We start from the raw sequence: 25,724 nt of genomic DNA, 5'->3' as shown, positions 1-25,724 counted from the left end.
TATCCCGTACCGAGCGACCACCCCAAAATGACCGTTTAATAAATGTCATTTTGGGGTGGTCGCTCGGCATTAATACTACTAGCGGTCAAAATTTTCTGGCGGTCTTTAGGCAGTTTAGTTCTTTTATTGTCAGTCAGTTAGCTTATTTGGCATATAAAATCCCATTAAAACTGTGGAAAAAATTCCTCATTCAGTAGGTAGTTAGGGCAGGAAAGGGTACTTTTATACATGTAACTTGCATTTGACCTTTACTCTATGATACGGAAAATGCTCCTGACAGTCATCTGTACTGTCTCGTTCGGCATGATAAAAGCCCAAACCGTACCTACCGTAACTCAGGTACCCACCGTAACGTCAAATAAGGAAAAATTCTACGAGCAGCTTCCGCTCGTGAAAGAAGTGATCAGCTTCGCCAAAGAACACCTTTCTACGCGGTATCGCTCGGGCGGGACAACTACACACGGGTTTGATTGCTCAGGATTTACACGCTTCTGCTTTAAACATTTCGGCGTTCTGTTGCCACATTCCAGCTCGGCTCAGGGAAATGTGGGCGAGGCCGTTCCCAAACGGGAAGCTCAACCCGGCGACCTTATTCTCTTCAAAGGACACAGCGCAGGCGAAAACCGTATTGGTCATGTGGGGCTGATTACGGAAGTAATTGGCGATCAGATCAAGTTTATTCATTCAGCCTGGAACGGCGGTGTTCGTTACGATTATCTTCACGCCAGCTATTACGAACGTCGGTTTGTCGGCGTACGGCGTGTTGCCCACCTGCTGGCCGATAAATAGAATAGTAGCCGAAGCAATAAAGCAAAAGAGCAACTTTTCAGCCGCTCATTCCTTACGTCATTTTTAAGGTCGTTCCCGCCCCTTGCCTAACAGCCTCGGCAACCTCATTGGCGTGGCAAATAATTACTTTCGTTACGCCCTTTTCCAGGGCTTTAAAGGCGTTGTCCAGTTTGGGAATCATGCCTTTATTGATAGTTCCAGCCGTTTTGTATTCCGCGTAAAGATCGGGAGTCAGCTCGTTGATAACGCTATCATCATCAGCCGGGTCTTTCAGTACGCCTTTTTTCTCGAAGCAGTACACCAGCGTTACGTCGTTGTGGGCGGCCATATCAACTGCAATGGCTGAGGCCATTGTGTCGGCATTGGTATTGAGCAGATCACCGGCTGTATTATAGGTAATCGGCGCAAAAACCGGCGTAAGGTCCTGACGCAGAAAAAATTGAATCTGCCCGGAATCCACCTCTTCAATATCGCCTACCATGCCGTAGTCAATGTCTTTTACCGGGCGTTTTTTGGCCAGGATTGTGCCACCATCGGCGCCGGTTAAGCCAATGGCATTAATATCGAGCGCCTGGAGTTTAGCGACGATCTGCTTATTGACCAACCCACCGTAAACCATGGTTACGACATCGAGCATGGGCTGGTCGGTAATACGTCGGCCCTCAACCATAGTGGTTTCGATGCCTAGTTTTGTGGCCACCTGCGTTGCTACTTTTCCGCCACCATGTATAAGCACTTTGGCGCCAGACAAACCCGCAAAGGCTGTGAGGAATCGTTTTAGAGCCGTCGGGTCGTCGATTACGTTACCGCCAATTTTAATTACAACTAAAGAAGCCATCTTTTAAACGCAAAGAGCGCAAAGATTCCGCAGAGGACACGCAGAGAACGCTCTATTTTACTCTGCGTTTTCTCATTTTTCTGCGTTTAAAGAGTTAATAAAATTTCTTTCAGAACCGCCTGAGCCGACCACTCGCGGTTGGCTGCCTGTTCAATAACCAGCGACTGCTGACTGTCTAACACCTCATCAGCTACCTTCAGATTACGTCGAACCGGCAGACAGTGCATAAACTTCCCGTTGTTAGTCAATCGCAGATCGTCCATAGTAACTGCCCAGGATGGGTCCTGCGTCAGTACTTTTCCATAATCCGTATACGACGACCAGTTTTTACCGTAAATGAAATCAGCCCCTTTAAAAGCTTCATCCTGATTATAAATCACCTGAGCATTGCCAACAAATTCGGGTGCAAGCTCATAGCCTTCCGGGTGCGTCACCACAAAATCTACATCGCCCGATTGAACGCGGGCATTCATCCACTCGCAGAACGAATTGGCAACAGCCTGAGGCAACGGTTTAAAATGGGGTAACCAGGTCAGAACGACTTTGGGACGCTTTACTTTTTTCGCTTCTTCAATCGTAATACAGTCGGCCAGTGATTGCAGGGGGTGACGTGTGGCTGATTCCAGATTTACGATGGGCACCTTCGCGTATTTGGCAAACTGGTGCATCACCTGTTCCTGATAGTCTTTTTCACGATCTTTCAGTTCGGCAAACGCCCGGATACCAATTACGTCGCAATAACGGCCGATAACCGCAGCTGCCTCCCGAACATGTTCCGCTTTATCGGCATTCATCAGTACGCCTTCTTCCATTTCCAGCCCCCAGCTGTCCTGCCCGACATTCATGGTAATGACATTCATACCCAGATTCTGAGCGGCTTTCTGAGTACTTAAACGGGTTCGAAGACTGGAGTTAAAAAAAAGCAGACCAATGGTTTTGTTTTTACCGAGGTGCTGATCCACAAACGGGTTGGATTTAGCAGTAAGACCGGCCTGAATCAGCGCATCGATATCGGTGACGTCGGCGAGAGAGAGAAAATTAGTCATTATGGTATAAACGCAAAGGCGCAAAGATAAGCGCAAGGACCGCAGAAGGATTTTTTATAAGTTGTTCACCACACGACGCATACCGTTTTTCAATAAAGTCACATTGAAATTTATGAGTAATCCTAATCTGCATCCAGAAAGCCTCAGATAGGTGAACACCTGGGCTAAATGAACATCAGTTAGTAGTTCAACTGCTTTTAATTCAATTATAACTTTTCGTTCAATCATCAGATCAACCCGGTACCCGGCATCCATTTTAATTGATTCGTAAATAATAGGCAGTGCTTTCTGCCTCTCACAAAAAGATCAGCGTTTAGCAGTTCGTATAACAAGCATCCTTCATAAGCAGATTCAAGTAATCCTGGGCTAAGTGCTTTATGAACTTTTAGGGCGCAATCAAACACGGTTCGTGATAATTCATTTTCTGTCATTGTGTACTTTGCGTATTTTTAGCGCCTTTGCGTTTACACGACCTCTGCGTTTAAACAAACGCGTAACGCTTCCAGAAACTGATCGGCTTCATCAACGCCAATTGTCAGTGAAGGAAGCAGACGGATGATGGTTTTTCCGGCTACCCCCGTAAACTGCTTGTGGTCAAACAACAGCGTTTTACGGAGTGAATCCACCGGAAAGTCGTATTCGATACCGATCATCAAACCCCGGCCGCGTAGTTCCTTATACCCCCCAATCTGCCGGATACCGTCCATGAAATACTGCCCCATACGAGCGGCATTTTCCATCAGACCTTCTTCTTTCATAATGTCCAGCACTGCTATACCGGCGGTGCAGGCAAGGTGGTTTCCGCCAAACGTAGTTCCCAGCAGGCCGTAGCTGGCTTTGAATTTGGGGGCGATCAAAATGCCCCCAATCGGAAAGCCATTGCCCATCCCTTTTGCCATGGAAATAATATCGGCCGTAATGCCACTGAATTGATGCGAGAAAAATTTCCCCGAACGACCATACCCACATTGAACGCCATCCAGAATCAATACAGCGCCGGTTTCGTCACAACGGCGACGTAGCGTCTGTAAAAAATCGTCGGTTGCAACCTGAATACCGCCCACACCCTGTATGCCTTCGATAATAACGGCGCAGGTATCGTCTGTAATCCCCGTCATTGCCGCGGCCGGATCGTTGTAGGGCAGGAACGTAACGTGCTGGTTATAGTTTACCGGAGCCACAATAGCCGGATTATCTGTGGCCGCCACAGCGCCTGCCGTTCGCCCATGAAAACTCTTTTTAAAAGCCACAACTTTTGTTCGTCCGTTATGAAACGACGCCAGTTTTAAGGCGTTTTCGTTGGCTTCGGCACCCGAATTGCACAGAAACAGCGCATAGTCCGGATGGTCGGAAAGAGCGCCAAGCTTGTCGGCCAGTTCCTGCTGCTGTGGAATCCGAACGGAGTTGGAATAAAACGAAATCTTGTGCAGTTGGTCCGTCAGCGCCTGAACGTAGCGGGGATGCGTATGCCCAACCGAAATCACGGCATGGCCACCGTACAGATCGAGGTATCGGGTACCATTGACGTCCCAGAGATAGCTGCCCAGTGCGCGAACAGGCTCAATATCGTACAGCGGATAAACGTTAAATAACTCAGCCATTTTTTCAAATATTACCCTAACGCAGACAAGTACGCCTGCTGTAAAACAAGATGCAAGTTTACGGATAATCAGCGGAAAAAGGGTAAAAACAAAGAAGGAAGCCTGCTCGGGCTTCCTTCTTTTCGGCATCAGAGGATACTAAAACTTCCTGAGAAACGTCTGTAATACGTTTAGTGAGGCTTCGGGTTGTTCAACCATACTCAAATGCCCGGCCTGCTCAATCGGAACGACCGATACCTGACTCGATAAATCAGCCAGTTGTGCCGTTTTATCGTATGGAATGATTTGATCATCCCGCCCCAGAACGAGCAAAACCGGGAATGTCGCCGTACGTAGTACGTGTGTCCGGTCGGGTCGGTTGAGCATAGCGGTCATACCCGCAATCAGCGCATCAGCCGGTAGATCAAGATAGCGGTTTATCAGGGTCTGTATTTTATCATCCGGATATGCAGGCGAAACCATTTTGGGCAGCTGTTTCTGAATGAACGGAGCGGTTCCGTCCGTTTTCAATCCGGCAATTGCCTGCCGACGGACTTCCCGCCGGTTCTCGTCGTCAGCTACAGGCGTCGAGTGATACAGAACCAGACCCTGTACCATGTCTGGATACCGATCTGCAAAAGCCAGCGCTATGTACCCACCCATTGAGTGCCCCACGAGTACCGCTTTCTCAGCTTGTATGGCCTGCAACTGCGCATACAGGTCCTCAGCGTAGCCTTCAATTGTTGCGTGCGTAGTTGACCGGGCGAAATCTGGTTTTAGTACAGTAGTCTCCAAGACCAAATCGGCGTAGATGCCATCCCAAATGGAAGCATCTACGCCGTGTCCGTGAATAAGTACGACTACGAACTTATTGGTTTGCATCAGAAGGCCTACGCATTAACCAGACCCAGAATGATCAGTACAATACCTACGATAAAGGCAATCAGACCAATTACGCCCAGTACGGTACCACCACCCAATATCCACACCAGCAAACCGATAAGACCGATGATCAAACCCAGTCTGAGGTTTGAACTCATAGCTTTTGTATCCTCAGGTGCTACGTGGTTTTTAATTTTCTTATCCATCTTTTTCAGCATCATCCGCTGCATCAATGTCGTCTTCTGAGTAGACGTAGCATTGGTTGTTACAGCGGCTTTCGTGCCGGCCGTCGACAGTAATTCATTCAGGCGCGTCATGCGTTTCGCCAGTTTTTTGTTCGATGCCAGCTTGCTGTCGTTACGTACATACGCTTCAACCTGGCTAACCGCCTGTTTGGTCTGATTGACCTGTTCGGCCGGTGTAATCGGCGCAGCTGTTGCAGCGACTTCTACGGGTGTAGCTTCAGCGGGTTGAGCAGGCGTAACAGCGGCAACCGTTTCAACCTGCGCAGTTCTAAATTGCTCGCGAGCGGTAGGCTGGAAATAAGCCACCGGACGGCTGCAGGAAGAAATCAGAGCGGTTCCGACGAGGCCCGCGAAAAGGTACTTGGAGAGCGTACTCATAGATATGGGTTTTAATGTGAACGATTGAGATATCACCCTCAACAACTACAACTTTATTAGTTTGTTAGGTTACTAATCAAAAAAGTTAGCTGAATCAGGAGAATTTTTGAAAAATAAAGTCCCATAAAGTATACAAGCAGTTTTACAGGACTTTTATTTAAGAGATTTAGCTGTCAAATGTTCTGGAAGGTCACTGCTTATTTTTACAGTAACCCGATCAGGAGTATCACGGCGCCGACCAGCAGGGATATAATACCAACCGTTACGCCAGTGCCTGTTGTCAGGAACAGCAGCAGCAAACCAAGAATAACCAGCACCGCACCAACGGCCAGTGTTCCTGAATTAATCATGGCTTTCTCTGGATTGGCAGGGGCTAGCTGCTTGCTGATTTTTTTGTTCATTTTTTTCAGCATGAACCGCTGCATCAAATTCATTTTCTTCGGGGCATTAACCTCGGTTGGTGTCAGGTCAGCTTTTGCCGATGTTGAGGCCAGCAATGTCCGAACGCGATTCAGTCGTTTTTGTACGGTTTTGTCAGCCGCCAGTTTGCTGTCGTTCCGTACGGTCGCATCGAAACGGTCAAGGGCAGCATTGGCCTGAGCAAGTTGTTCGGAGGGAGTGGGGGCAGGAGTTGAAACAGCAGCCACCGGAGCAGAGACCTCAGCCGCAATGACAGGTTCCGATTTTACAGGTGTAGTTCTGGCAAACTGTTCGCGGGCACTGGGTTGGAAATAAGCTACCGGACGGCTGCATGAAGCAAATACAACGAGCATTAATAAACCAGCCAGAAATTGAGGGGTATTAATTTTCATGGTAAAATGACATTTTGATTAGATGTAACGAATGAGTTATCAATCCGTTAAACTGCTTTATTGCCAAGTGGTTTAAAAAATTATGCTACAAAAAAACGGCCCTGACTTCTTGCCGAAAAGTCAGGGCCGTTTGTGGTCTATTTTCTTTATGGATCAGGCAACCGAACGCAGTTGATACGTACTGGACTTGCCAAATTTCTCACGAGCATATTCCAAACTGACGGTCAACTCGTTAACGCCTGTCTGCGAAGGCATTTCAAACATGGCATCGGTAATGATCGACTCACAAATTGAACGTAGTCCGCGGGCACCGAGGCCATACTGCAAGGCTTGATCAACAATATAGTTTAGCGCGCTAGGGTCCCAATGGAGCGTAATGCCCTCCATTTTGAATAGCTTGTCATACTGCTTGGTAATCGCGTTTTTCGGCTCTGTCAGTATCTGCATCAGGGCATTCCGGTCGAGCGGTTCGAGATGGGTCAATACGGGCAGTCGGCCAATCAACTCCGGTATCAAGCCAAACGATTTCAGATCAAGGGCTGAAATGTACCGCATCAGGTGCCCGCGTTCGAGGGTTTCGTTGAGCTGCCGATTGCCCGAAAACCCGATTGGCCGGGTATTGATCCGCTTGGTGATATGACGTTCAATACCATCGAATGCTCCGCCACAAATGAACAGGATGTTTTCAGTATTTAGCGCAATCATCCGCTGATCGGGGTGCTTACGACCGCCCTGTGGTGGCACATTCACAACCGAACCTTCCAGCAATTTTAGCAGGGCCTGCTGGACACCTTCACCGCTCACATCGCGGGTGATGCTAGGGTTATCTGACTTGCGGGCGATTTTATCGATCTCATCAATATACACGATTCCGCGCTCAGCCGTTTCGACGTTGTAATCGGCAGCCTGCAACAGGCGCGTCAGAATGGTTTCCACATCTTCGCCCACGTAACCGGCTTCGGTAATCACCGTTGCGTCGGCAATACAGAACGGCACTTCGAGAATTTTGGCAATCGAACGGGCCAGATACGTCTTGCCGGTACCGGTTTCCCCCACCATTACGATGTTCGATTTTTCAATCGTCACTTCATCGTCCGTCTTGGGCTGCATCAGGCGTTTATAATGGTTGTAAACCGCAACCGTAATGGACTTCTTGGCTTCATCCTGACCAATAACGTACTGATCGAGATGCCGCTTCATATCAACGGGCTTGATCAGGTTAATTTGCACCTCCGTTGGTTCACTTCGGCGCGGACGCATTTCTTCCAGTACCACTTGATGGCCCTGCTCAATGCAGTGATTACAGATGTGTGCATCGATACCTGATAGCAGCAGCATCACTTCGTTTTTGCGTCGTCCACAGAACGAGCAACTAATTTGTGGCATGAACGTTTGCAGTGTAATAAGCTGATTTTGGTGGAGATAGACGTATCAACAGGCTTTCTCCGACTGAGTTAACTAGTCCGTTACGGAAGTTTCTTCCCTAAAATTCGGCAAAAAAAATGACTCGGACGTACCCGGGTCCCGCATATTTAGCAAAATTATTAACGGATGAGCCTAACGATGGCCCCTGGCAATGCCTGTACCTGATTTATTTCCATTCATCAACGGGGTCCTTCTAACCCTGCTCCTGACGTAGTATACCGTTTCTTCATTCCGTATTCCCAGCTGTCTGCTCAGGGATCGTCTTTGCGCTAACCGTTGCCTAAATTATTGGCAGGTAACAACCAGAAAATGGATTCAATTTGTAAAGGGCTGGCTTATAGCTGACCCTCCGGCGAACCCTGAAATTCCAACCCTAAACCACTACCAATTAATGGCCAGAAAAAAAGTGATCTATGTTCAGTTCCAGCAGATTCGTATGCTCGACGATAGCGATGATCTGAGTGATGGTGAATTCAAGTTTTTCTTTTTTGTGAACGACAAGCTGGTGCCCGGCCAGCCCGTTACCATTGATATTCCCTTCCTTGGCAAAAAGACCGTAACACCCACACACATCTTTAAAACAATGGGAACGGGTCAAACCCGGTCAATTGACTGGATGGGGTATACCGAACGGGTAAATGAGGTAAAAATCAGCGTATCAGGGATTGACGACGACGATGACCCAGATTTTATTCCCACGCTCGATACGCAGGGGAAAGGCGTCCCTAAAAAACCTTTTGGCACCGGCGAAAACAGTGTGGCGGAATGGGCAACCGGCACCACGACCGTCGGCACCCCCGACCCGCCAACGGATAAAGCCGTTCTGACTCCATTCGAAATCGATGCGAATGGCCACAAAAAAGGAGTCGATTTACGTTTCAAAGTGAAAGGCCAGGTGGTCGTGACGTTTGCCGGATAATATAAGGCGCTACGTACTAAAAAAGGGAAACGATAGCCGTTTCCCTTTTTTAGTACGTATTATCAAGCTTAGCTTACGCTTTTTCCCGACGTAATACTTCGTCGATCAAACCGTATTCTTTGGCTTCTTCAGCGCGCATCCATTTGTCGCGGTCCGAATCTTTTTCGATTTCCTTAACGCTTTTGCCTGAATGGTCGGCCAGTATCTGATACAGCTCTTCGCGAAGCTTAACGATTTCGCGGGCGGTAATTTCGATATCAACCGATTGGCCCTGGGCTCCACCCGATGGCTGGTGAATCATGATACGAGCGTGTGGCAGTGCCGAACGTTTACCGGCAGCACCACCAGCCAGCAATACGGCACCCATCGAAGCTGCCAGACTGGTGCAGACCGTCGCTACGTCGGGCCGAACGTACTGCATAGTGTCATAGATACCTAAACCTGCGTAAACCGAACCGCCGGGGCTGTTCAGGTACATCAGGATGTCTTTTTTCGGATCAGCCGACTCCAGGAACAGCAGCTGAGCAACAATAATGTTAGCAATGTTATCGTCGACAGGCAGACCCATAAAAATAATCCGGTCGGCCATCAGTCGTGAGAATACGTCTACTTCACGGAAGTTCATAGGCCGTTCTTCAATAACCGAGCGGGTCATATTCTCAACCGAATGGTTATTAACGGTATGCTTCACGTAACCGTCCACCGTCAAGCCATTGAGGCCCATGTGATGCACGGCGAAATTGCGGAATTCTTTTTCGTAATTCATAATTGGGTTTACTTCGTTAATTTGAAAACCAAGAATGCTTGGCGTAAGTTCGAGAATCGTTTCGTTACAAAATTGCGTTATCATCTCGAAAAACCCTGTCAGTTTTGGTTTAGATTTTATCGTCGTTACTTGATATGAAGATATCCATCGCAGAAAAAATACGACTCCAGCGTCTCCAGCGGGGTTTATCGCAGGAAAATATGGCGGATCTGCTCAATCTGTCGACTACCGCCTATGGCGATATTGAGCGCGGAAAAACGGATCTGACGCTCTCTCGGCTGACTCAGATTGCCCAGGTTCTGGACGTATCGCCCATTACGTTGCTTACTGACGACGTTATTTCGGCGCAGGTTGTTGACGAAAAACCGGACGTTCTTGTCAATCATGAACTCGAAACGCTGCGCCTGACGGTTGAAAAACAACAGGTTGAAGTCGACAAGCTACGTCTGGAAGCCGACTATTGGAAACGTAAATATGATGAACGTATCGCCATGGAAGTTCTCCGCTCGATGGGCGTGGAGCAGACGCGTGAGCGGATTGGGTTTTGATGATTTCAGTTTATTTTGCGACTAAATCGCGGCTGGCTCGAATCGCATTAATCGGCATCGCCTGTATGCCAGTTATAATTAACCCAACAGAATGAACGAACAAAGTAAAGAATTCCTGTACAAGTACCTGAATAATGCCTCTCCTACCGGCTTCGAGTCGTCGGGGCAACAGATTTGGCTAGACTATCTCAAACCTTATACCGATGAGTACATTGTCGATACGTACGGAACGGCCGTTGGTGTAATCAATCCGGGGAAGGATTATAAAGTTGTCATCGAAGCGCACTCCGATGAGATTTCGTGGTTCGTAAACTACATTTCCGACGATGGCTACCTGTTCGTTCGGCGTAATGGCGGCTCCGATGCACTCATTGCTCCCTCCATGCGTGTAAACCTGCACACGAAAAAGGGCGTAATCGAAGGTGTGTTTGGCTGGCCCGCTATTCATGTGCGCGATCTGGCAAAAGATACCGCCCCTAAAGTAACCGATCTGTTTATCGACGTGGGGGCAGCGACCAAGCAGGAAGTCCTGGACATGGGTATCCACGTTGGTACCGTCTGTACGTTTGTGGATGGGCTTCGGGAAATGAACAACCGTTATTTTGTGGGCCGGGCGCTGGACAACCGAATGGGCGGATTTATGATTGCCGAAGTGGCCCGACTGCTGAAAGAAAACAACGTAACGCTTCCATTTACGTTGTACATTGTTAATGCTGTACAGGAGGAAATTGGCCTGCGTGGGGCTGAAATGATTGCCCGGCGGCTCCGTCCCGATCTCGCCATCTGCACCGACGTAACGCATGACACGCAATCGCCTAAGTACGACAAAAAAGAACAGGGCGACCTCAAATGTGGCGATGGTCCAGTCCTTTGTTATGGCCCGGCCGTACAAAACAACGTACTGGAATATCTGATTGCCGTAGCCGAGCAACAAGGCATTGCCTTTCAGCGGCAGGCCGTCAGCCGTTCGACGGGTACGGACACAGATGCATTTGCTTACGCTACGGAAGGTATTGCTTCAGCCCTGATTTCGCTGCCGCTGAAGTACATGCATACGACTGTTGAAACGGTTCATATGGACGACGTACAGAACGTAATAAAACTCATGTACGAAACATTGCTTTCGCTGAAAGGCAACGAAGATTTCCGATACATTAAGTAATCAGCAAAAGGTAGTCAAATAGGTAATTGACTACCTTTTTGTTTGCCCATACTTTTTTTGTCAGTATTTTACAATTATCTTTATACTTAATAATAAATGATATTTTCTTTCAGGACACTTGTAAGTTTACTGCTTATTATTGCACTAAGTGATATTACACATGCTCAGTCATTCTTACCTGCTAAACTAATTACTAGCAAAGGGGATACTCTATCTGGATATGTGCGGGCTGATTATGATCAGAGCTTTGTTCGATTTAGAAACAGTTGGACAACAAAGCCTATCAATTACGATATTCCTGCGCTTAATGGCCTGGTTACCATGGGGATGGCTTACGAACGAAAAGTCCTGGATGGGAAAAATATTTTGATGCAAAAGCTGGTTTCAGGTCCAGCCTCACTATTTGTCTTACGCCGAAAACAATTCCGCAAGGATCGCTTTTTTCTGGAAAAAGGGACAGATTTTGTTGAGCTTATACATGAATCCTCTGAAAAAATGGCAAGAGGTCGACGTTATATTGAGACGTATCAAAATCACCTTGCTGTGTTCACTAAATTATTGGGAGATTGTAATGAGTTCACAAATCAGCCATGGCCAACTGGTTTTACCGAAAAAGCGTTTGTCATGCTGGTTTCTGCTTATAATCAGTGCATCCAGCGCGAAAATCCGTCATTATTTAAGAATACCCTTTATTCTGCTAACAAACTGTTGCCAGTACGGTGGTTTATAAATGTTGGGGCAGGACTATTAGGTGCACCTTCCGGCAATGTAAAATCATCATTAGACCATTATCAATGGAAAATGGGCGTTGCCGGAGGTCACGCCGGCTATGTCAGTCTTGACGATAAGGGCAGTCGGGCCTTAACAAACAGACTTTTTACAACCAGTTTTGGATTTGAACAAGGCCAATGCGGTAATGCTGCTACGTGGGGCTTTTTGGCAAGCTATTCAACCATAATGTATAAGCATAGTATTCAATCGCAAGGAACTTACACCTACGACCCTAACCCTTATTTGTTTACCAATTCGTCTGGCGACGTTCACGAACTCGCACCACCCTTAGAAAATCAGCCGCTTGTGTTTGAAGGGCAAGCAGAAGAGAAAGCATCTGTTATTCAAGCCGATTTTTTTCTGCGTCATTACTGGACACTTGACCATAGCAGACTTTATTTAGGAACCGGCATAGGCTATGGAATAATCTCGTCAAGTTTCTGGGCACCCGTTAAGGTTTATTTTGCCAATGCTGGTTACCAGGGAATAGCCGTTCAAAATTCAGAGCCTGTCACGGCTGCCCGTAGCGGATTGGATTTTTTGGTACAGGCGGGCTGGAGCCATTTTATTTATAACGGTGGGAAGTCTATTGGCCTCTCTATACAATACAATTCCTTACAATCGCACAGACTTTCTCTATCACTCAATTACTCATTTTGACGTTTCTCCATAAGCCCCTACATACCCTGAAAGTCGGCACCAATTTTCATTGTATGTAGGGGATAAAAACAGACAGTCTATTACGTCAGATCGGGCTAAGTATGTCGAACGGGAAGATTGGAAAACCGTTCCAGACGCTGAATGGCCAGATCAAAGGCGTTACGTTGCTGGTTGGTTAAGGGGACAAAAAAATCGACATCGACTGTTATGAATTTGCTGCCGATAGTACGTTTCCAGGTGCCAATGATTTGCCCATTGCTCATAATCAGGTTGCCAAATCGAAAGGGTGGTATAGTCGGCAAACCGCTTCGAAACGTCAGCGTCGCACTTCTATCCTTATACCCCATAATCCATTCATCGTACATCGGCAATAAATGCATATCGTTGCCGGGATTTGCGGGATAGGAGGTTCCTTCGGCAGCATAAAAATCAACGGTATCGATTACGTACTTTGTTAAACGATCACTATTTAGCTGAACGCTTTTTCGGCAATCGGCCAGCGTCAGGCCCGACCAGGTTGAAAAATCATGAAGTGTGGCAGGGCCCCGACTGGTAAAATATCGGTTGGCCAGTTCAGCCAGTGCCTCATCGCGGCTAAGGGATGCGACAACCGGTATTCGCTCTTCCAATAGCGCATACGTAAATTGATTGCCTTGTCGTGGGCCGCTGCAAATAAGCCCATCGAGTTCGGCCGCCATCATGACGTAGCTCAGTCGGTCGCCCTGGACAACAAGCCCGTTCGCTTTTAACTCCTCATTTATGGCATCGCGGGTCAGGAATTTTTGCCCTTCCAGCGTTTTACCAATGATATCGTTACTACGTCTGAAAATTGACTTGTCTAACTCCAGTTTCCGGTACATAAATGCATTGGCCTGGTGAACACGCGGAGCCGTCAGCTTCAACAACCAGCGAATGTCCTGCGCAGTCACAAAATGCCAGGTTGGCCTTAGCAGATGCGTCCGTAGAATGTTTCCTGCCAAAAATTCCTGTTCAATGTCTTTATCCGATAAATGGGGCAATCGCAAACCGAGGCCCCATTTGGTTTGTGCATACTCCTGTGCCTGCACCGCGCCTAGCCAACCCACCAGCTCAGTTGCCGACAGGAACTGACCGGCTACAAATTGCTGATTCATCAATCGCTTCTTTGCTAGTTCTGCACTCATAGCTCCCTGTACGTAAGGCATTACTAAGCCTGATAATCCGTTAGTTATAAGTATCTGCTTGTTAGAGCCAGGCAGCCAGGCTAGATCCATCCAGTATCTTTAAAAAACTTGTAAATGGCCATTGAATGCCCGTGGCCCAGATCGAAATCCTCTTTTAGCCAGCTTACAATAGCTCCAGCCTTTGTTCCGGGTTTGAGCAGTCCTTTTGCTTCAGCAAGCTGCTTGAAATCATCAGGACCTTTCCCGGTTTTGGCTCTGATGTTGTCGATGTAAGCCTGAAATGACATGGTTTAGGGGGAATAATTTATAGAAACAAAATAAAGAAGTCCGCGCTTTCGCCCACGGTTTTAACGGTTAATTAACAAAATACTTAGGTCATTCTAATTTCATCCAGACAAGTTTGCTCCCGAAACAAGGCAGTAAAATAAGGCATGGAACACACGTACCGGACTGCGACAGGCATATACATTAATCCCGTTCTGTCTTATCGTTCATTTATTCGTTAGTTCACTAATTTGTTCAATTGTTATGAAAACTGTAGTACTGGCAGCTATTGCTGCCCTGCCCTTATCGGTACTGGCGCAACAGGCCGCTTCATTTGTTGCCTTTCCAGACAATGGTATTTATCTGTCGGCCAACGACTTCTCAACACACAAGCTAACCGATGGCTTCGACAATGGACAGCCGGGGTATCGTATGCATCAGGAAATGTTTCAGCGAACCTTGAAAATTGATCAGCCCAACGCGCCGGAAGCTAAAATCCCACTGTCGGATGTATGGGGTGAACGTAAGGATGGGGTAGATTACCGAAGCTTCGATGGTGATTTGTACAAAGTTGAGCACAAGGACCGGTTGTTTATTTATAGCAAACCAACTGACGCCTGGATGGCCACCGGCGGCAATGCCTATGCCGGTATGTTGTACTACTTTAGCCGTGAAGCAAATTCACCCATCCATCTGATTACCAGCCGAAATCTGGAGAGTGTGTACTACGACCAGCCCGACAAAAAAGCTGTATTTGATGAAATCGACGACCAGAACGCGCATCCGGCCGACCAGGCTAACAAGCTGATCCGGTTATTCTACAAAACGGATACGCAGATGACCCACGCAGCCGAATAGAAACGTAGCGAATTGAGTGTCAATGATGGCCTGGAGATATGGGTATCATTGACACTTTTTTACTTCGCTAACGCAAACGTCCGTACTGGTTGCCCAGCCCCCCCAACAAGTAACTCAGTACGTCCTGAAACCGTTATAATTGCCAGATCGCGAATGTCGCCATCCCATATAAGTCCCGATTGAGCCATTGGCACATAGGCAAAATTCCCTTTGCCCGTATTCATAAATAACTGTCCCCGGTTGGCATCATTTTTTCCCAGCCGCACCCGATTATAGGTTCGGTTGCCGCCCACAATCAGGTCAGGTAAATTATCGTGATTGACATCAACAGAGGCCAGCGCATAAGCCGGACTTATCTGCGCTTCGACAGGGAGGGGCTGGATAACAAAATGGCTATTTCCGGCACTGCCATCGTTACGGAACAATACGGTCTTCAGATCAGCCGCTTCCAGTTTCTGGGCTTTGTTCAGTTCATCCGGGCCAAATAAATCGGTAATGGCTGCCTTGGCGTAGCTGGTGTAATCGGTAAATTTCTTACGTAAGGTTACTACCTGATCGAGCATTTCGTCGCGGGCGTTGAAAGGGTGTGGTTGCGCAGCGGCTCCTGCATTACGTTCATAATCAACCATAACTGGTATTACCCTTCCGGAAGCATTAGTGATGCCATAAAGCATCAAAGGGTGTTTTTCCGTTGCATGGATCTGGCTATTCAGCCCCGCATTAGCCACGATAATGTCAGCATCGCCATCGTTGTCGAAGTCCTGAACCAGCAATCGATTCCAGCAGCCAGTAACAGCAGGCAGTACGTTGGTAAGCGGTTGCAGTTTACCGTCACGAACAGCCAGAACCTGTATAGCTCCGAAATCCGTAGCCACAATCAATTCGGGTCGTTTATCGTGGTTGATGTCGGCAAAAGCGGCATCGGTAACCATACCCAACTGCTTCAAAATTGGCTGCTCATTCGTTACGTCGGCAAAAGTGCCCTTGCCATTGTTTAGCAGAAAATGACTTGCTGGCAGTTCGGGGTAGCGCCCTGGCACAACCCGCGCTCCAACAAATACGTCCTGATCGCCATCGCCGTCCACATCTGCCGTCCGAACGCAGGATGCACTGACGCGTACGTCAGGAAATGCTGTTGCTTTGGTTAATCGTCCTTTACCATCATTGAGATACAGCCGCAACTGTAACCGTGAATCATCGGCGGGCAATTCGTATCCGGCACTAGCTACGAGCAAATCCAGATCACCATCATTGTCAGCGTCGAACCACTCCGCAGCGGCATCTTCGCAGGTTCGGTCTGCCAGCAAAGACGGTTGCGGTAAAGCTAAAAGATGACCATTACGTTGAACAAGCACCTGCCCCCCTGCCCACGTCCACCACCCACATAGACATCGTCCAGTTTATCGCCGTTTATGTCGCCAACGGCAAAACGAGGTCCCGTCTGCGAAAGCATGTAAGGCAGCAGCGGCTGTATCTTGAAGTCATTAACGGTGTCTTCCCGGTGTACTATTCCGGGCCCATTTACACCCTGCCAAAACGGTTTTGCGTTGGTTTCAGATCCAAATTCTGTGGTTGGAGCATAACTTATTATCAGTCGGTGCGCCGGATCATTATTGCGGCCCGGCCGGACGAGTTGCGTTTTACCATCGACCCATCGCACCCGAACGGAATCGACTTGTGTAGCGCTTCCCAAACCAAATAACAATGGCCCGTACATCGACGATTGAAAGCCACGTACCGGCATAAAGTCCTGCACCTGCATATGTCCGCCCGACCAGATACTCACCCGCGCCCCCAGTTGCTGTGCCGGATTTGGACTTTTCAACTGAACAGTCAGGTAATGATTCTGCTCGTTTTTATCGGAATGATTTTCATAAACGCCCGCTTCGGCATTGACGTTATTAATGACCAGATCCAGATCGCCATCATTGTCTAAATCGGCGTAAAGAGCGCCATTCGATTGTGTTGGCTCATCGAAACCCCAGGCTTTTGTTTTGTTATCGAATGTGAGATGGCCCGTGTTCCGAAATATATAATTAGGCTCATTGATGCTGGGCATTTTAGCGATCACAGCCATCGGATCGGGGGCTGCGCCGGTCGAGCGCGATTTCAGCTGTTCATCCATCGTGAACTTCAGAAATTCCATATTCGTATAGTCGCGGGCGTAGCCGTTGGTCACGAACACGTCTTTCCAACCGTCGTTATCGAAGTCGGCAAAAAGCCCGGCCCAACTCCAGTCGGTATTTGAAATTCCTGCCAGTTGCCCGACCTCGGAGAAAACGGGGTGGAGGGCAGAGGGCGTGGGGCAGAGGGTAAAGGGGTTGGCGCTAATTTACCCTTTGCCCCCTGCCCTTCGCCCTCTGCCATGTCCCCTACATTCAGCTGAAGCATATTACGCATGGTCTGGTGATGAAACCCGGCACGTAACAGCTGGTCGTATTTATCGTAATTATCGTCGCCGGAAGTCAGCTTGATACGTTCGTTGGATTCGGGGAGCATGTCGAGCGTCAGCAAATCTATTCGGCCATCATTGTTGACATCGGCCGCATCGGACCCCATCGAATAAAGCGACGTATGGCCCATAGCCTCCCGCACAACCTCCCGGAACTTTCCATCCTGCTGGTTGATGTAGAGATAATCGTTTTCGTTGTAGTCGTTTGATACGTACAGGTCGAGCCAGCCATCGTTGTTGAAATCACTCACAGCCACAGCGAGGCCAAAGCTCAGTACATTGGAAACCATACCCGCCGAGGCCGATACGTCGACAAATTTGCCGTTCTGATTTTGGTAAAGCTTACTCGAATAGTTGGGGTTCGTTTGCTGCTTATAACTGGCAAGCATACGACTGAATCCGGCAAACTCCTGCACCGAGTGGTTAAGCAGAAAACAGTCCAGGTCGCCGTCGCGGTCATAATCGAAAAAAGCGGCCTGCGTGGAATAGGCCGGATCGTCCAGTCCATATTCGGCTGCTTTTTCGGAAAATGTCAAATTTTTATTGTTGATAAAGAGCAGGTTACGTCGTAGCCGCGTATCAACGGCCGCTGATCGGCAAACGTACAGATCGAGCCAGCCATCGCCGTTGATATCCACTACCGACACCCCTGTATTCCAGCCATCGGCTGCGCCAACCCCCGCTTTTTCGGTGATGTCTTCAAACGCTATTTTCCCGGATTCTGGCTCTGTCCGATTCAGGTAAAGTTTGTTTGCATTAAGATTGCCCGTAAAGTATAAATCCGTCAGTCCATCGTTGTTGAAATCACCCGATGCTACGCCCCCGCCGTTGTAGAAATAGCCGTATTTCAGTACGTTAAAATCAGGGGCTTCTTCAAGTGCATTTTTAAACGTTACGTTCGTTTGCGACGATGGCAATTTTTCAAACAACGTATCTGTATTGTCGCAGGACGCAAACAACAGCAGCAGTAAACAGAACGTAAGCAGCTTCATAGTATAAAAGTTAACCGCAAAGGCGCAAAGAAAAACGCAGAGAACGCGGAGGAAATCTCTGCGCTCTCTGCGTTTTTCTTTGCGCCTTTGCGGTTTAGAAGGAAATTTAATTCTTATCCCACCAGAGTGGCGTCGTCACCTTATCGGGTCCACCAATCAGAGCCTCAGCTTTCTTGGCTTCAACAGCGTTCGTTTGCTGTTCCACCAGCAGAATCGGAATCCGACGTAACACGCCCCCCGCTGGAATATCCGGATTGTCGGAATTCACAACCGGATACAGTTTCGGGAACCGAGTCCGGCGGTATTCTGCCCAGCCTTCAAAACCATCCGGGAAGATCGCCAACCATTTCTGCGTACCAATCTGTTCGCGTTGAATGGCTTCGGTGCTTCCCCAGGCTACCGGGATATTGCTCAGCGGAGCCGATTTCAGGTAATCGTTTGGCGCTACCGGCGTTTTTGTGCTGTTCTGATACGCGGTTATGGCTGCTGCATCGGTAACACCCCATTGCGCCATGGACGCTGCGATCCCTTTGTTATAGAAATCTTTGGCGGTTCCGCCCATGTTCCAGCCGTTCAGGGCACCTTCTGCCATCAGGAAGTAAGCTTCGGCCGTGGCCATTACGTTCTGTGGTGTTGCCAAACCGGTTGAGGTCCAGCGCTGACCCGTATGCGAATTATAATCGGCCGTGTTGATTTGCTCCGTTAACTGGGTCGTACCTAAGCCATTCCGTAAACCCTCATACGTACCGGTTTTTACCGCTGGCAGGAAATAGGTCGGCAACCGGGGATCTTCGTAGCCTTTCAGCACCGATTCCATGGCCGCACTCATCCGAAACTCGTTCCAGTCCGACATGATGGACAGACCGTTATTATCGCCACCTTTCGTGCTCCGTTGCACCAGCGCGTCATCGCCAGGGCTGGTTGTCAGAACACCGCCAGCTACGGCAGCTTCCGCTTCTGTTTTTGCGCGGGCCGGATCAACTTTCGAGATACGTAACGCCAGGCGAAGCCGAAGTGTATTGGCAAACTTGATCCATTTATTTACGTCCCCGCCATAAATCAGGTCGAACGAGCCGTAGGGTTTCTCGGCTGTTTTTGCCTTCAATATGGTGGTAGCAGCGGCTAACCTCTTAAAGAAGTCATCATAAATTTTATCCTGAGGATCATAAGCAACCGCTGTAGCCGGATCACCTGCCTTGAAATAAGGAATAGGCCCAACGTAATCCGTCCAGCGGTGGAAGGCGTATACCCACCAGATATTAGCCAGCGCGTTCTCAGCCGAACCTGCATCTGTGCTGGATAAAATGGATTTCAACTGGGGAACAACCTCCGTGTACATGGCCGTCCAGGGACCACCCAGCCAGTCCATCCGAATCACAAACCGATCTGAAGGGAAATACGTAGCGACACAGGCAAAATACTGAGCATACTGATCAGAAAACAGATTCTGCCCAACCTGATAGTTGCCACCGGGGAGCGTAGCCGCCGACTGTGCTTTCGAAAACAGATACGGAATTTCGCCCGCACCAATAATCGTGATCTTGGTTTTATTGGTATTGATTTCGTCGAAATTCTTGGTACAGCCAACCGCCCAGAATAAAGGAGCCGCCAATCCAGCCGCTACAATAGTCTGCCTTAATAGCTTTTTATATGAATTCATACTTCAGGATAGTTACGAGTTAAAAAGAAAGTTTCAGGTTGACACCAAGGCTCCGGTTCGATGGCAAAGTGCCGTATTCTACGCCCTGGAAGTTGCCGTTACTGATGTTAACGTCGGGATCAAACCACATCGTACGTTTGCCAATTCCGGGAATATCCAGCAGGGATTTACCGCGGTAGAGCCAGAAGAGGTTACGAGCCACAAACGATAACTGGGCCGACTTGATGAAGAAGTTCGATGGCACCGGAATCCGGTATCCTACCGACAGTTCACGCACCCGGAAGTTGGTGGCGTCGTAGGCAAAGAATTCACCCCAGCCATACCGTTTGCCGGATACGGTCTGCCAGAATTGCTCGGCAGTAATAGCCGTTGTATTGGCTTTGCCTCCGCCCACAATTGATCCGTCAGAACCCGCAACGCCCGCCGTAACAGCCGGCAGCACCCAGCCTCCCTCACGCTTTTGAGCCGTTACTTCCGGAATACCGCTGAATGCCAGGTTCATTTCGGTACCCGATACGGCAATACCTCCTACCCGACCATCGACCAGCACACGGACCGATAAACCGCCGAAGGTGAACGTATTGGTGAAGCCCAGCAGCATTTTGGGGTTAAAATTGCCGAGGTATTCCTGATCTTTCGTGGCAACGGGCAATCCGGTTGAAGTAACCGAGGCATCAGTCACCGTAGCACTACTCGACTGCGACGAAACGACGTAATTTCCGGATGCATCTCTCAGCCAGCGGTAGGCCACCAGATCACCGTATGAGCCGCCTTCCTGCACAATTGGCGATGCCGAACGGCCATATCCACCCGATAAAAAGGCAGTTTTGATATCAGGCGACAGGCTGATGATCTTGTTCCGGTTCAAGCCCATGTTCAGCGTCAGGTCCCAGGTAAAACGATCCGTCTTGATGGCCGTTCCGTTGATGACCACTTCAAGACCCATGTTGCGGATGTCGCCCGCATTGATGTACTGATCTCTAAATCCAGAAGCTGGCGCCAGTCCTAATTTGAGCAACTGGTTGATCGAGTTGGTTTTGTAGGCTGTAATCGATGCACCAAGGCGGTTGCTCAGGAAACGTGCATCAATACCAAACTCAAGGCTTTTCGTAATCTCAGGCTTCAGGTTACCAATAGCCTGCGTACCATCCCGGCTGATAAACCCGGAACCAGCACCCTGTGCATAAGAGTAGCTCGTCTGCAAAAGATAGGGACTAGCACCGTTACCTACCTGCGCGTAAGACCCGTTGATTTTCAGGAACGAAAGCGCTCCCGACATTTTCAGCAGATCTGACAGAACTACCGAAGCACCCACCGATGGGTACTGGAAGGAGTACGGTTTGGGTAAGGTAGACGACCAGTCGTTACGCAGACTGGCATTCACGAAAATAGCGTCCCGCCAGGCCAGCGATGCCTGGCCGAATAAGGATTGAGTCTGAACCCGCGAAAAATCATCGGTCAGGCTCTGGTTCGTACCAAAATTCAGGTTAAACCGGTTTGGTACGTTCAAGCCATCGGCCAATGCGTTGGTTGACTGATAGCGTGTATCCTGAATGATGGCACCCGCCTGATAATCCAGGGTGAAATCACTACCGAGTTTATTTTTTCCTTCGATCAACAGGTCATACCAGCTTTGGGTATTTACGATGTTGTTCCGAGAAAATTTACCCCCTGCCTGATTAGCCCATAAAATGGTACCCTGCGAATAGCTTTCTTCGTTTTTATCGAAGTATTTATCGAGGTTAGCCCGGCCCTGAATGCTCAGAAAATCCGTTAACTGATATTTTGCCAGAACAAACCCGATGATTCGGTCGCGGTACTGATTGATAGCCGTCTGATTCACAACCCAGTACGGGTTTTGGTAAATAGACGTCAGCGTCGATGGCCAGGCTGTCGGCGTTGGCTGCCCAAATGAATTGGGAACGGCATACTGCTGGGCATCGCTCAAACTAACGTTACGGGGAATCTGATACAAATCGATTACCGGCGCGTTTTCTTCACCCGTCCGTGGCTTGTTAATGACCGACTGGTTGATGTAGGTTATTTTCGCATCGGTCGATAATTTCGAACTGATCTGATTGGACAACCGCAGGTTGATGGTATGGCGGGTTAAATCATTACCCGGTACGGTTCCCTGCAACGTATTGTTGGTATACGACAGATACGTTTGCGACCGCTCTGAACCACCCGTAACACCAATCGAGTTGTTAAAGCTGACAGCCGACCGGAAAAAATCACGGATGTTGTTGGGCTGAGCCGAATAGGTAGACGCATTACCGAGGTAATTAGTATAGGATTGGCCTGTCATTGCCGCTCCCCAGCTAGCACCAACGGCCGGGTCCAGTTTACCGCCAACACCCTGTCCATACTGGTTCTGCACCATTGGCAGAGCAAACGGTTTATCGACCGAAACACCAGAGTTGATATCAACCGATACGCGACCCGTTTTCCCCCGCTTTGTGGTGATCAGAATAACGCCGTTGGCAGCCTGGCTACCATACAACGCGGCAGCCGACGCACCACGCAGCACCGTTACGTTCTCAATATCATCGGGGTTGATGTTCGAAGCCCCATCGGAGTTAGCTACGCTACCGAAATCGCTCGTAGCCTGCCCGAACGTACTGTTGTTGATCGGAACACCGTCCACTACCATCAGGGCATTGTTGGTACCCTGAATGGAGCGGTTACCCCGCAGAACAATCCGTGAGCCAGTTCCCGGTCCGCCCGAGCCCTGCGTAATATACGCACCAGCAATTTTACCCTGTAAGGTATTCAGTACGTTCCCGTCGCGAACCTCATTAATCTGGGCTGGTTTAATCGTTTGGGTTGCGTAGCTCAGCGCTTTGGCTTCCCGTTTGATACCTAATGCCGTTACAACTACTTCACCCAGTTGCCGATCATCAGTAGCCAAACTTACATTAATCTGCGACTGACCCGGTGAAATGGTAACATCTTTTGATGTGTAGCCTACCGACGAGATTGTCAGTGTTACGCTCCCGCCTGGAACTGACAATCGAAAATCACCCGTTGCATCAGTCGTGGTACCCCGTGTGGTACCCTTGATAACCACGTTTGCCCCGGTTATTGCCTGGGCCTGCTCATCGCGCAGCGTGCCGGTTATCTGCCGGTCCTGTGCCCACAAAGGGCCGGAAACAGCTAATACCGTCAAAATACAACAAAGTACGTGTTTAAGCATAAGTGTAGGTCAAAAATAAAGTGAATTACTAACTTGAACGAAGAATATGACTCTGAACCCGAAATGTGCAGAATTTTTCGTTAATATTTAGCTTATATAGACCTTAATTTTAAATTAAATTAAAAAGTGGTTTAAGCCAAATAATCAACAAATCCAATGTTTGATGTGTATAAGTATAAATGCCTGTTATGTGTAGGTATACCTAAGAGTACGACAGACCGAAAATGATAGACTTAATGAGTCAGAACCAAAATCACGCGGAGATGCTATATATGCGCTGTTTACCGCAGTAAACTATGTTACCTAGTTGCCCGATTTTAAAAGAAAATCGCGTACCAATTCCAATTGGTCAGTATTAAGATAATCCACACCTGCTTCACGAAGTTTTGCCCACACTACAGGATCTTCGGGACTGTTCCAGAGCCGTAGTTTTTTATTCTCGCGATGTACGCGCTCTGCTAGCTGACGCAGTTTCTGAAACTGATCATCGGGTATGTCGCCCTGCCCCCGCCAGCCAAGCTGATTCGTATAATTATCGCTGATGATTGGCATCATCGCTGGCGTGTAACCTTTACCAATATCGTCGGGTCGGCCATCCAGTGCCACCAAGCGTCCCTTACTTTTAACCAGCGTCTGCACAGGTCGATTTCCTGATAACACGACGGTTACGGCTCCCGGCTGCTTTTGATTGCCCAGGTTCAAAAGAGAACGGTAACGCTGCAGGAGTTTATCAATCGCCTGATACGTACTGTCCGCCTGGGTTTTGGCGTCAATCATCAGATAAAACGGCCCAGTGTACCCAGCTAGCACCTGTCCTTTCTGTTGGCGTATGCGTTCGGCCAATGGTTTCAGATACAGGTTTTCCAGCGTAGCCGCCGAATTTCTGAGGGTTGGTCGATTATGAGCCACATATAAGGTATCGCCCATCAAATGCACATCGGCCTCAACGCTGGTGAATCCATGATCGAGTGCATCCCAAAGCGGCCTCGACTGCTCATAGTCGTTGTGAGCATGGGCGTTCCGTAACGCTACGACATCCGCACGTGGCTGAGGTACCAGCGGTGAAGCTATCGGCTGAGTCCAGGCCGTTTCTACATCGCCCGGCATAAACGGATTGTACTTGACTTTATTCGAAACAATTTTGGCACGGGCAAACCAGACATCATCGGTTAGAGTATATGAAGCCGCCGTATCGGCCACTTCCCGAATCAGTTCAGCCTGTTGCCGTCCTTTTCGAACGCCGAAAAACTGAATCGTATACTTTACTCCCGGTTCTGTTTTGATACGTACCGTCAGCGTTTTTCCGAGCTGAGGCAGTTGTTTCAACATAACGCCCGTAGTGGCATAAAACCGTCCGGCTTCCATGGCTTCGATTAAGGCCACAGGCGTTAGCTCAACCGCGTTGACCATAACCCACGCCCGGCCTGAATTGCTAAACGTGGGCCCGAAAAAATAATAATGGTGACTATCATCCGTACCCAGGCCATACATCAGCGGGCGACCCTGCTGAAGAAAATGCAGGTTGATCTTGTCCCACATTGATTCGGTACCTTCGCGGGTGCTGTCGCCGTAGTTATTGACGAGCGGATGGCCGTTGAATACCTCAAAAAACCGCTCATAGCGCAGTTGCATCATATCTTCGGCTTTAACCGCGTAGTAAAAATTGGGGTGATTGATATGCGGAAACATGGGCTGGCCTGTCTGCCGTCGTTGGGCCACAACCAGATCGATGTTGTTCTGCATCACCTCGGCCACACTGTTACCTGGCTGGGGGCGAATCAGCTTCTGAACATTCGTTACGTTGATATGAATTGGCTTCCCTGAATAGCCGGTTGAAACTTCCTCGCTTTTAATGATCAGAAATTTGCCCGGTTCTTCGAAATAAGTCCGGTATTCGTCCAGTTTTTTGAGCCGAACCTTGAGTGAGTCATTTGGCCCTTTTTGGTACGTTACCCAGTCGGGGCCAAAGGTGCGCAGGTAGCGGTCAAACGTCCGTCGTCGATCTTTCTGATGAGGTACGTTGATCCATCTATCAACGTCCTGTAAAACGTTATGGTCCGACAAACCAACAAACTGATATCCGTTGGCTTTGTACCAATCCATAATCATTTCGGGATAGTCGTCGCCGTCGCTCCAGAGGGAGTGCGTATGCAGATTGCCTTTATACCAGTTTTGCGCCTGAGTTTCAGAAGTTAAAAAACAGGTCAGAAGCACGATAAAGCAGACGTTACGTTTCATTGAGCGAGAGGGGCCTTTCACTCAGAAGAAAAATCCGTTTGCCGTTTACTGTGTACTGAAGCAGAAGAGTACAACGTATC

At 48.7% G+C, this 25,724-nt stretch carries 22 protein-coding genes and 1 pseudogene; 6 read left to right on the top strand and 17 right to left on the bottom strand.

The window, feature by feature from the left end; translation table 11 throughout:
- Positions 1-255: 255 nt before the first annotated feature.
- Positions 256-789 carry a C40 family peptidase gene (locus LN737_RS12125; protein ID WP_405519156.1) on the top strand — a complete coding sequence of 178 codons (534 nt, stop codon included), beginning with the start codon at positions 256-258 and terminating at the stop codon, positions 787-789.
- A 52-nt stretch (positions 790-841) separates the two neighbouring features.
- Here LN737_RS12125 and argB read toward each other — a convergent pair whose 3' ends face one another.
- The 8 genes and pseudogenes from argB to clpX form a co-directional block, all read right to left on the bottom strand.
- Positions 842-1,627, bottom strand: a complete 786-nt coding sequence (argB, locus tag LN737_RS12120) for an acetylglutamate kinase (protein WP_405519154.1) — start codon at positions 1,625-1,627, stop codon at positions 842-844.
- An 86-nt stretch (positions 1,628-1,713) separates the two neighbouring features.
- On the bottom strand, positions 1,714-2,673 hold the full coding sequence (locus tag LN737_RS12115) for an N-acetylornithine carbamoyltransferase (RefSeq protein WP_405519152.1): 960 nt from the start codon (positions 2,671-2,673) through the stop codon (positions 1,714-1,716).
- Between the two features lie 54 nt (positions 2,674-2,727).
- Positions 2,728-3,104 (bottom strand): annotated as a pseudogene (locus tag LN737_RS12110) (GxxExxY protein).
- Between the two features lie 33 nt (positions 3,105-3,137).
- Complete coding sequence (locus tag LN737_RS12105) at positions 3,138-4,274, bottom strand: aspartate aminotransferase family protein (RefSeq protein WP_405519150.1); 1,137 nt, start codon at positions 4,272-4,274, stop codon at positions 3,138-3,140.
- A gap of 138 nt (positions 4,275-4,412) precedes the next feature.
- The gene (locus LN737_RS12100) at positions 4,413-5,135 is read right to left on the bottom strand and encodes an alpha/beta fold hydrolase (RefSeq protein WP_405519149.1); all 723 of its coding nucleotides are present in this window, start codon (positions 5,133-5,135) and stop codon (positions 4,413-4,415) included.
- Between the two features lie 8 nt (positions 5,136-5,143).
- A complete protein-coding gene (locus LN737_RS12095; RefSeq protein WP_405519147.1) occupies positions 5,144-5,758 on the bottom strand; it encodes a hypothetical protein in 615 nt (204 codons plus the stop codon).
- A gap of 203 nt (positions 5,759-5,961) precedes the next feature.
- On the bottom strand, positions 5,962-6,570 hold the full coding sequence (locus tag LN737_RS12090; RefSeq protein WP_405519145.1) for a hypothetical protein: 609 nt from the start codon (positions 6,568-6,570) through the stop codon (positions 5,962-5,964).
- A 153-nt stretch (positions 6,571-6,723) separates the two neighbouring features.
- Positions 6,724-7,956, bottom strand: a complete 1,233-nt coding sequence (clpX, locus tag LN737_RS12085; RefSeq protein ID WP_405519143.1) for an ATP-dependent Clp protease ATP-binding subunit ClpX — start codon at positions 7,954-7,956, stop codon at positions 6,724-6,726.
- Between the two features lie 430 nt (positions 7,957-8,386).
- Between clpX and LN737_RS12080 the strand changes: the two genes are divergently transcribed.
- Entirely contained in the window at positions 8,387-8,914 is a 528-nt protein-coding gene (locus tag LN737_RS12080) for a hypothetical protein (protein WP_405519141.1), read from the top strand.
- 73 nt (positions 8,915-8,987) lie between these two features.
- Here the strand turns inward: LN737_RS12080 and LN737_RS12075 are convergent, their stop codons facing one another.
- Positions 8,988-9,680 carry a ClpP family protease gene (locus LN737_RS12075; RefSeq protein ID WP_405519139.1) on the bottom strand — a complete coding sequence of 231 codons (693 nt, stop codon included), beginning with the start codon at positions 9,678-9,680 and terminating at the stop codon, positions 8,988-8,990.
- Between the two features lie 134 nt (positions 9,681-9,814).
- On the opposite strand from LN737_RS12075, the gene LN737_RS12070 reads away from it, so the two are divergent.
- The 3 genes from LN737_RS12070 (at position 9,815) to LN737_RS12060 (ending at position 12,821) form a co-directional block, all read left to right on the top strand.
- Entirely contained in the window at positions 9,815-10,228 is a 414-nt protein-coding gene (locus tag LN737_RS12070) for a helix-turn-helix domain-containing protein (RefSeq protein WP_405519137.1), read from the top strand.
- Positions 10,229-10,319: 91 nt separating this feature from the next.
- Positions 10,320-11,390 carry a M42 family metallopeptidase gene (locus LN737_RS12065; protein WP_405519136.1) on the top strand — a complete coding sequence of 357 codons (1,071 nt, stop codon included), beginning with the start codon at positions 10,320-10,322 and terminating at the stop codon, positions 11,388-11,390.
- Positions 11,391-11,486: 96 nt separating this feature from the next.
- A complete protein-coding gene (locus LN737_RS12060) occupies positions 11,487-12,821 on the top strand; it encodes a hypothetical protein (protein ID WP_405519134.1) in 1,335 nt (444 codons plus the stop codon).
- 95 nt (positions 12,822-12,916) lie between these two features.
- Here LN737_RS12060 and LN737_RS12055 read toward each other — a convergent pair whose 3' ends face one another.
- Together LN737_RS12055 and LN737_RS12050 are read right to left on the bottom strand one after the other, a co-directional pair.
- Positions 12,917-14,005 (bottom strand): winged helix DNA-binding domain-containing protein, encoded by a 1,089-nt coding sequence (locus tag LN737_RS12055; protein WP_405519132.1) that lies wholly within the window; start codon positions 14,003-14,005, stop codon positions 12,917-12,919.
- A 59-nt stretch (positions 14,006-14,064) separates the two neighbouring features.
- Positions 14,065-14,271 carry a DUF4287 domain-containing protein gene (locus LN737_RS12050; RefSeq protein WP_405519130.1) on the bottom strand — a complete coding sequence of 69 codons (207 nt, stop codon included), beginning with the start codon at positions 14,269-14,271 and terminating at the stop codon, positions 14,065-14,067.
- 241 nt (positions 14,272-14,512) lie between these two features.
- On the opposite strand from LN737_RS12050, the gene LN737_RS12045 reads away from it, so the two are divergent.
- Positions 14,513-15,106 (top strand): hypothetical protein, encoded by a 594-nt coding sequence (locus tag LN737_RS12045; protein WP_405519128.1) that lies wholly within the window; start codon positions 14,513-14,515, stop codon positions 15,104-15,106.
- A gap of 59 nt (positions 15,107-15,165) precedes the next feature.
- Here LN737_RS12045 and LN737_RS12040 read toward each other — a convergent pair whose 3' ends face one another.
- The 6 genes from LN737_RS12040 to LN737_RS12015 form a co-directional block, all read right to left on the bottom strand.
- Positions 15,166-16,413, bottom strand: coding sequence for a VCBS repeat-containing protein (locus tag LN737_RS12040; RefSeq protein WP_405519126.1), 1,248 nt, complete (start codon positions 16,411-16,413; stop codon positions 15,166-15,168).
- A 17-nt stretch (positions 16,414-16,430) separates the two neighbouring features.
- On the bottom strand, positions 16,431-17,291 hold the full coding sequence (locus LN737_RS12035; RefSeq protein WP_405519124.1) for an ASPIC/UnbV domain-containing protein: 861 nt from the start codon (positions 17,289-17,291) through the stop codon (positions 16,431-16,433).
- Positions 17,282-18,550, bottom strand: a complete 1,269-nt coding sequence (locus LN737_RS12030; RefSeq protein WP_405519123.1) for a VCBS repeat-containing protein — start codon at positions 18,548-18,550, stop codon at positions 17,282-17,284. The genes LN737_RS12035 and LN737_RS12030 overlap by 10 nt, the downstream gene beginning before the upstream one ends.
- Positions 18,551-18,656: 106 nt before the next feature.
- Positions 18,657-20,210, bottom strand: coding sequence for a SusD/RagB family nutrient-binding outer membrane lipoprotein (locus LN737_RS12025; protein ID WP_405519122.1), 1,554 nt, complete (start codon positions 20,208-20,210; stop codon positions 18,657-18,659).
- Positions 20,211-20,229: 19 nt separating this feature from the next.
- Entirely contained in the window at positions 20,230-23,406 is a 3,177-nt protein-coding gene (locus LN737_RS12020; RefSeq protein ID WP_405519120.1) for a SusC/RagA family TonB-linked outer membrane protein, read from the bottom strand.
- Between the two features lie 303 nt (positions 23,407-23,709).
- On the bottom strand, positions 23,710-25,644 hold the full coding sequence (locus LN737_RS12015) for a histidinol-phosphatase (RefSeq protein ID WP_405519118.1): 1,935 nt from the start codon (positions 25,642-25,644) through the stop codon (positions 23,710-23,712).
- Between the last annotated feature and the right edge of the window lie 80 nt (positions 25,645-25,724).

The sequence above is a fragment of the Spirosoma sp. KNUC1025 genome (genome assembly GCF_045160025.1).
Classification (GTDB): domain Bacteria; phylum Bacteroidota; class Bacteroidia; order Cytophagales; family Spirosomataceae; genus Spirosoma.
This window is presented reverse-complemented; position numbering and strand designations above follow the sequence as displayed.

What these genes read in the sequence shown, in the direction of transcription:
- LN737_RS12125 (WP_405519156.1), top strand. Translation starts at nt 256, where the DNA reads ATGATACGGAAAATGCTCCTGACAGTCATCTGTACTGTCTCGTTCGGC.
- argB (WP_405519154.1), bottom strand. Translation starts at nt 1,627, where the DNA reads ATGGCTTCTTTAGTTGTAATTAAAATTGGCGGTAACGTAATCGACGAC.
- LN737_RS12115 (WP_405519152.1), bottom strand. Translation starts at nt 2,673, where the DNA reads ATGACTAATTTTCTCTCTCTCGCCGACGTCACCGATATCGATGCGCTG.
- LN737_RS12105 (WP_405519150.1), bottom strand. Translation starts at nt 4,274, where the DNA reads ATGGCTGAGTTATTTAACGTTTATCCGCTGTACGATATTGAGCCTGTT.
- LN737_RS12100 (WP_405519149.1), bottom strand. Translation starts at nt 5,135, where the DNA reads ATGCAAACCAATAAGTTCGTAGTCGTACTTATTCACGGACACGGCGTA.
- LN737_RS12095 (WP_405519147.1), bottom strand. Translation starts at nt 5,758, where the DNA reads ATGAGTACGCTCTCCAAGTACCTTTTCGCGGGCCTCGTCGGAACCGCT.
- LN737_RS12090 (WP_405519145.1), bottom strand. Translation starts at nt 6,570, where the DNA reads ATGAAAATTAATACCCCTCAATTTCTGGCTGGTTTATTAATGCTCGTT.
- clpX (WP_405519143.1), bottom strand. Translation starts at nt 7,956, where the DNA reads ATGCCACAAATTAGTTGCTCGTTCTGTGGACGACGCAAAAACGAAGTG.
- LN737_RS12080 (WP_405519141.1), top strand. Translation starts at nt 8,387, where the DNA reads ATGGCCAGAAAAAAAGTGATCTATGTTCAGTTCCAGCAGATTCGTATG.
- LN737_RS12075 (WP_405519139.1), bottom strand. Translation starts at nt 9,680, where the DNA reads ATGAATTACGAAAAAGAATTCCGCAATTTCGCCGTGCATCACATGGGC.
- LN737_RS12070 (WP_405519137.1), top strand. Translation starts at nt 9,815, where the DNA reads ATGAAGATATCCATCGCAGAAAAAATACGACTCCAGCGTCTCCAGCGG.
- LN737_RS12065 (WP_405519136.1), top strand. Translation starts at nt 10,320, where the DNA reads ATGAACGAACAAAGTAAAGAATTCCTGTACAAGTACCTGAATAATGCC.
- LN737_RS12060 (WP_405519134.1), top strand. Translation starts at nt 11,487, where the DNA reads ATGATATTTTCTTTCAGGACACTTGTAAGTTTACTGCTTATTATTGCA.
- LN737_RS12055 (WP_405519132.1), bottom strand. Translation starts at nt 14,005, where the DNA reads ATGCCTTACGTACAGGGAGCTATGAGTGCAGAACTAGCAAAGAAGCGA.
- LN737_RS12050 (WP_405519130.1), bottom strand. Translation starts at nt 14,271, where the DNA reads ATGTCATTTCAGGCTTACATCGACAACATCAGAGCCAAAACCGGGAAA.
- LN737_RS12045 (WP_405519128.1), top strand. Translation starts at nt 14,513, where the DNA reads ATGAAAACTGTAGTACTGGCAGCTATTGCTGCCCTGCCCTTATCGGTA.
- LN737_RS12030 (WP_405519123.1), bottom strand. Translation starts at nt 18,550, where the DNA reads ATGAAGCTGCTTACGTTCTGTTTACTGCTGCTGTTGTTTGCGTCCTGC.
- LN737_RS12025 (WP_405519122.1), bottom strand. Translation starts at nt 20,210, where the DNA reads ATGAATTCATATAAAAAGCTATTAAGGCAGACTATTGTAGCGGCTGGA.
- LN737_RS12020 (WP_405519120.1), bottom strand. Translation starts at nt 23,406, where the DNA reads ATGCTTAAACACGTACTTTGTTGTATTTTGACGGTATTAGCTGTTTCC.
- LN737_RS12015 (WP_405519118.1), bottom strand. Translation starts at nt 25,644, where the DNA reads ATGAAACGTAACGTCTGCTTTATCGTGCTTCTGACCTGTTTTTTAACT.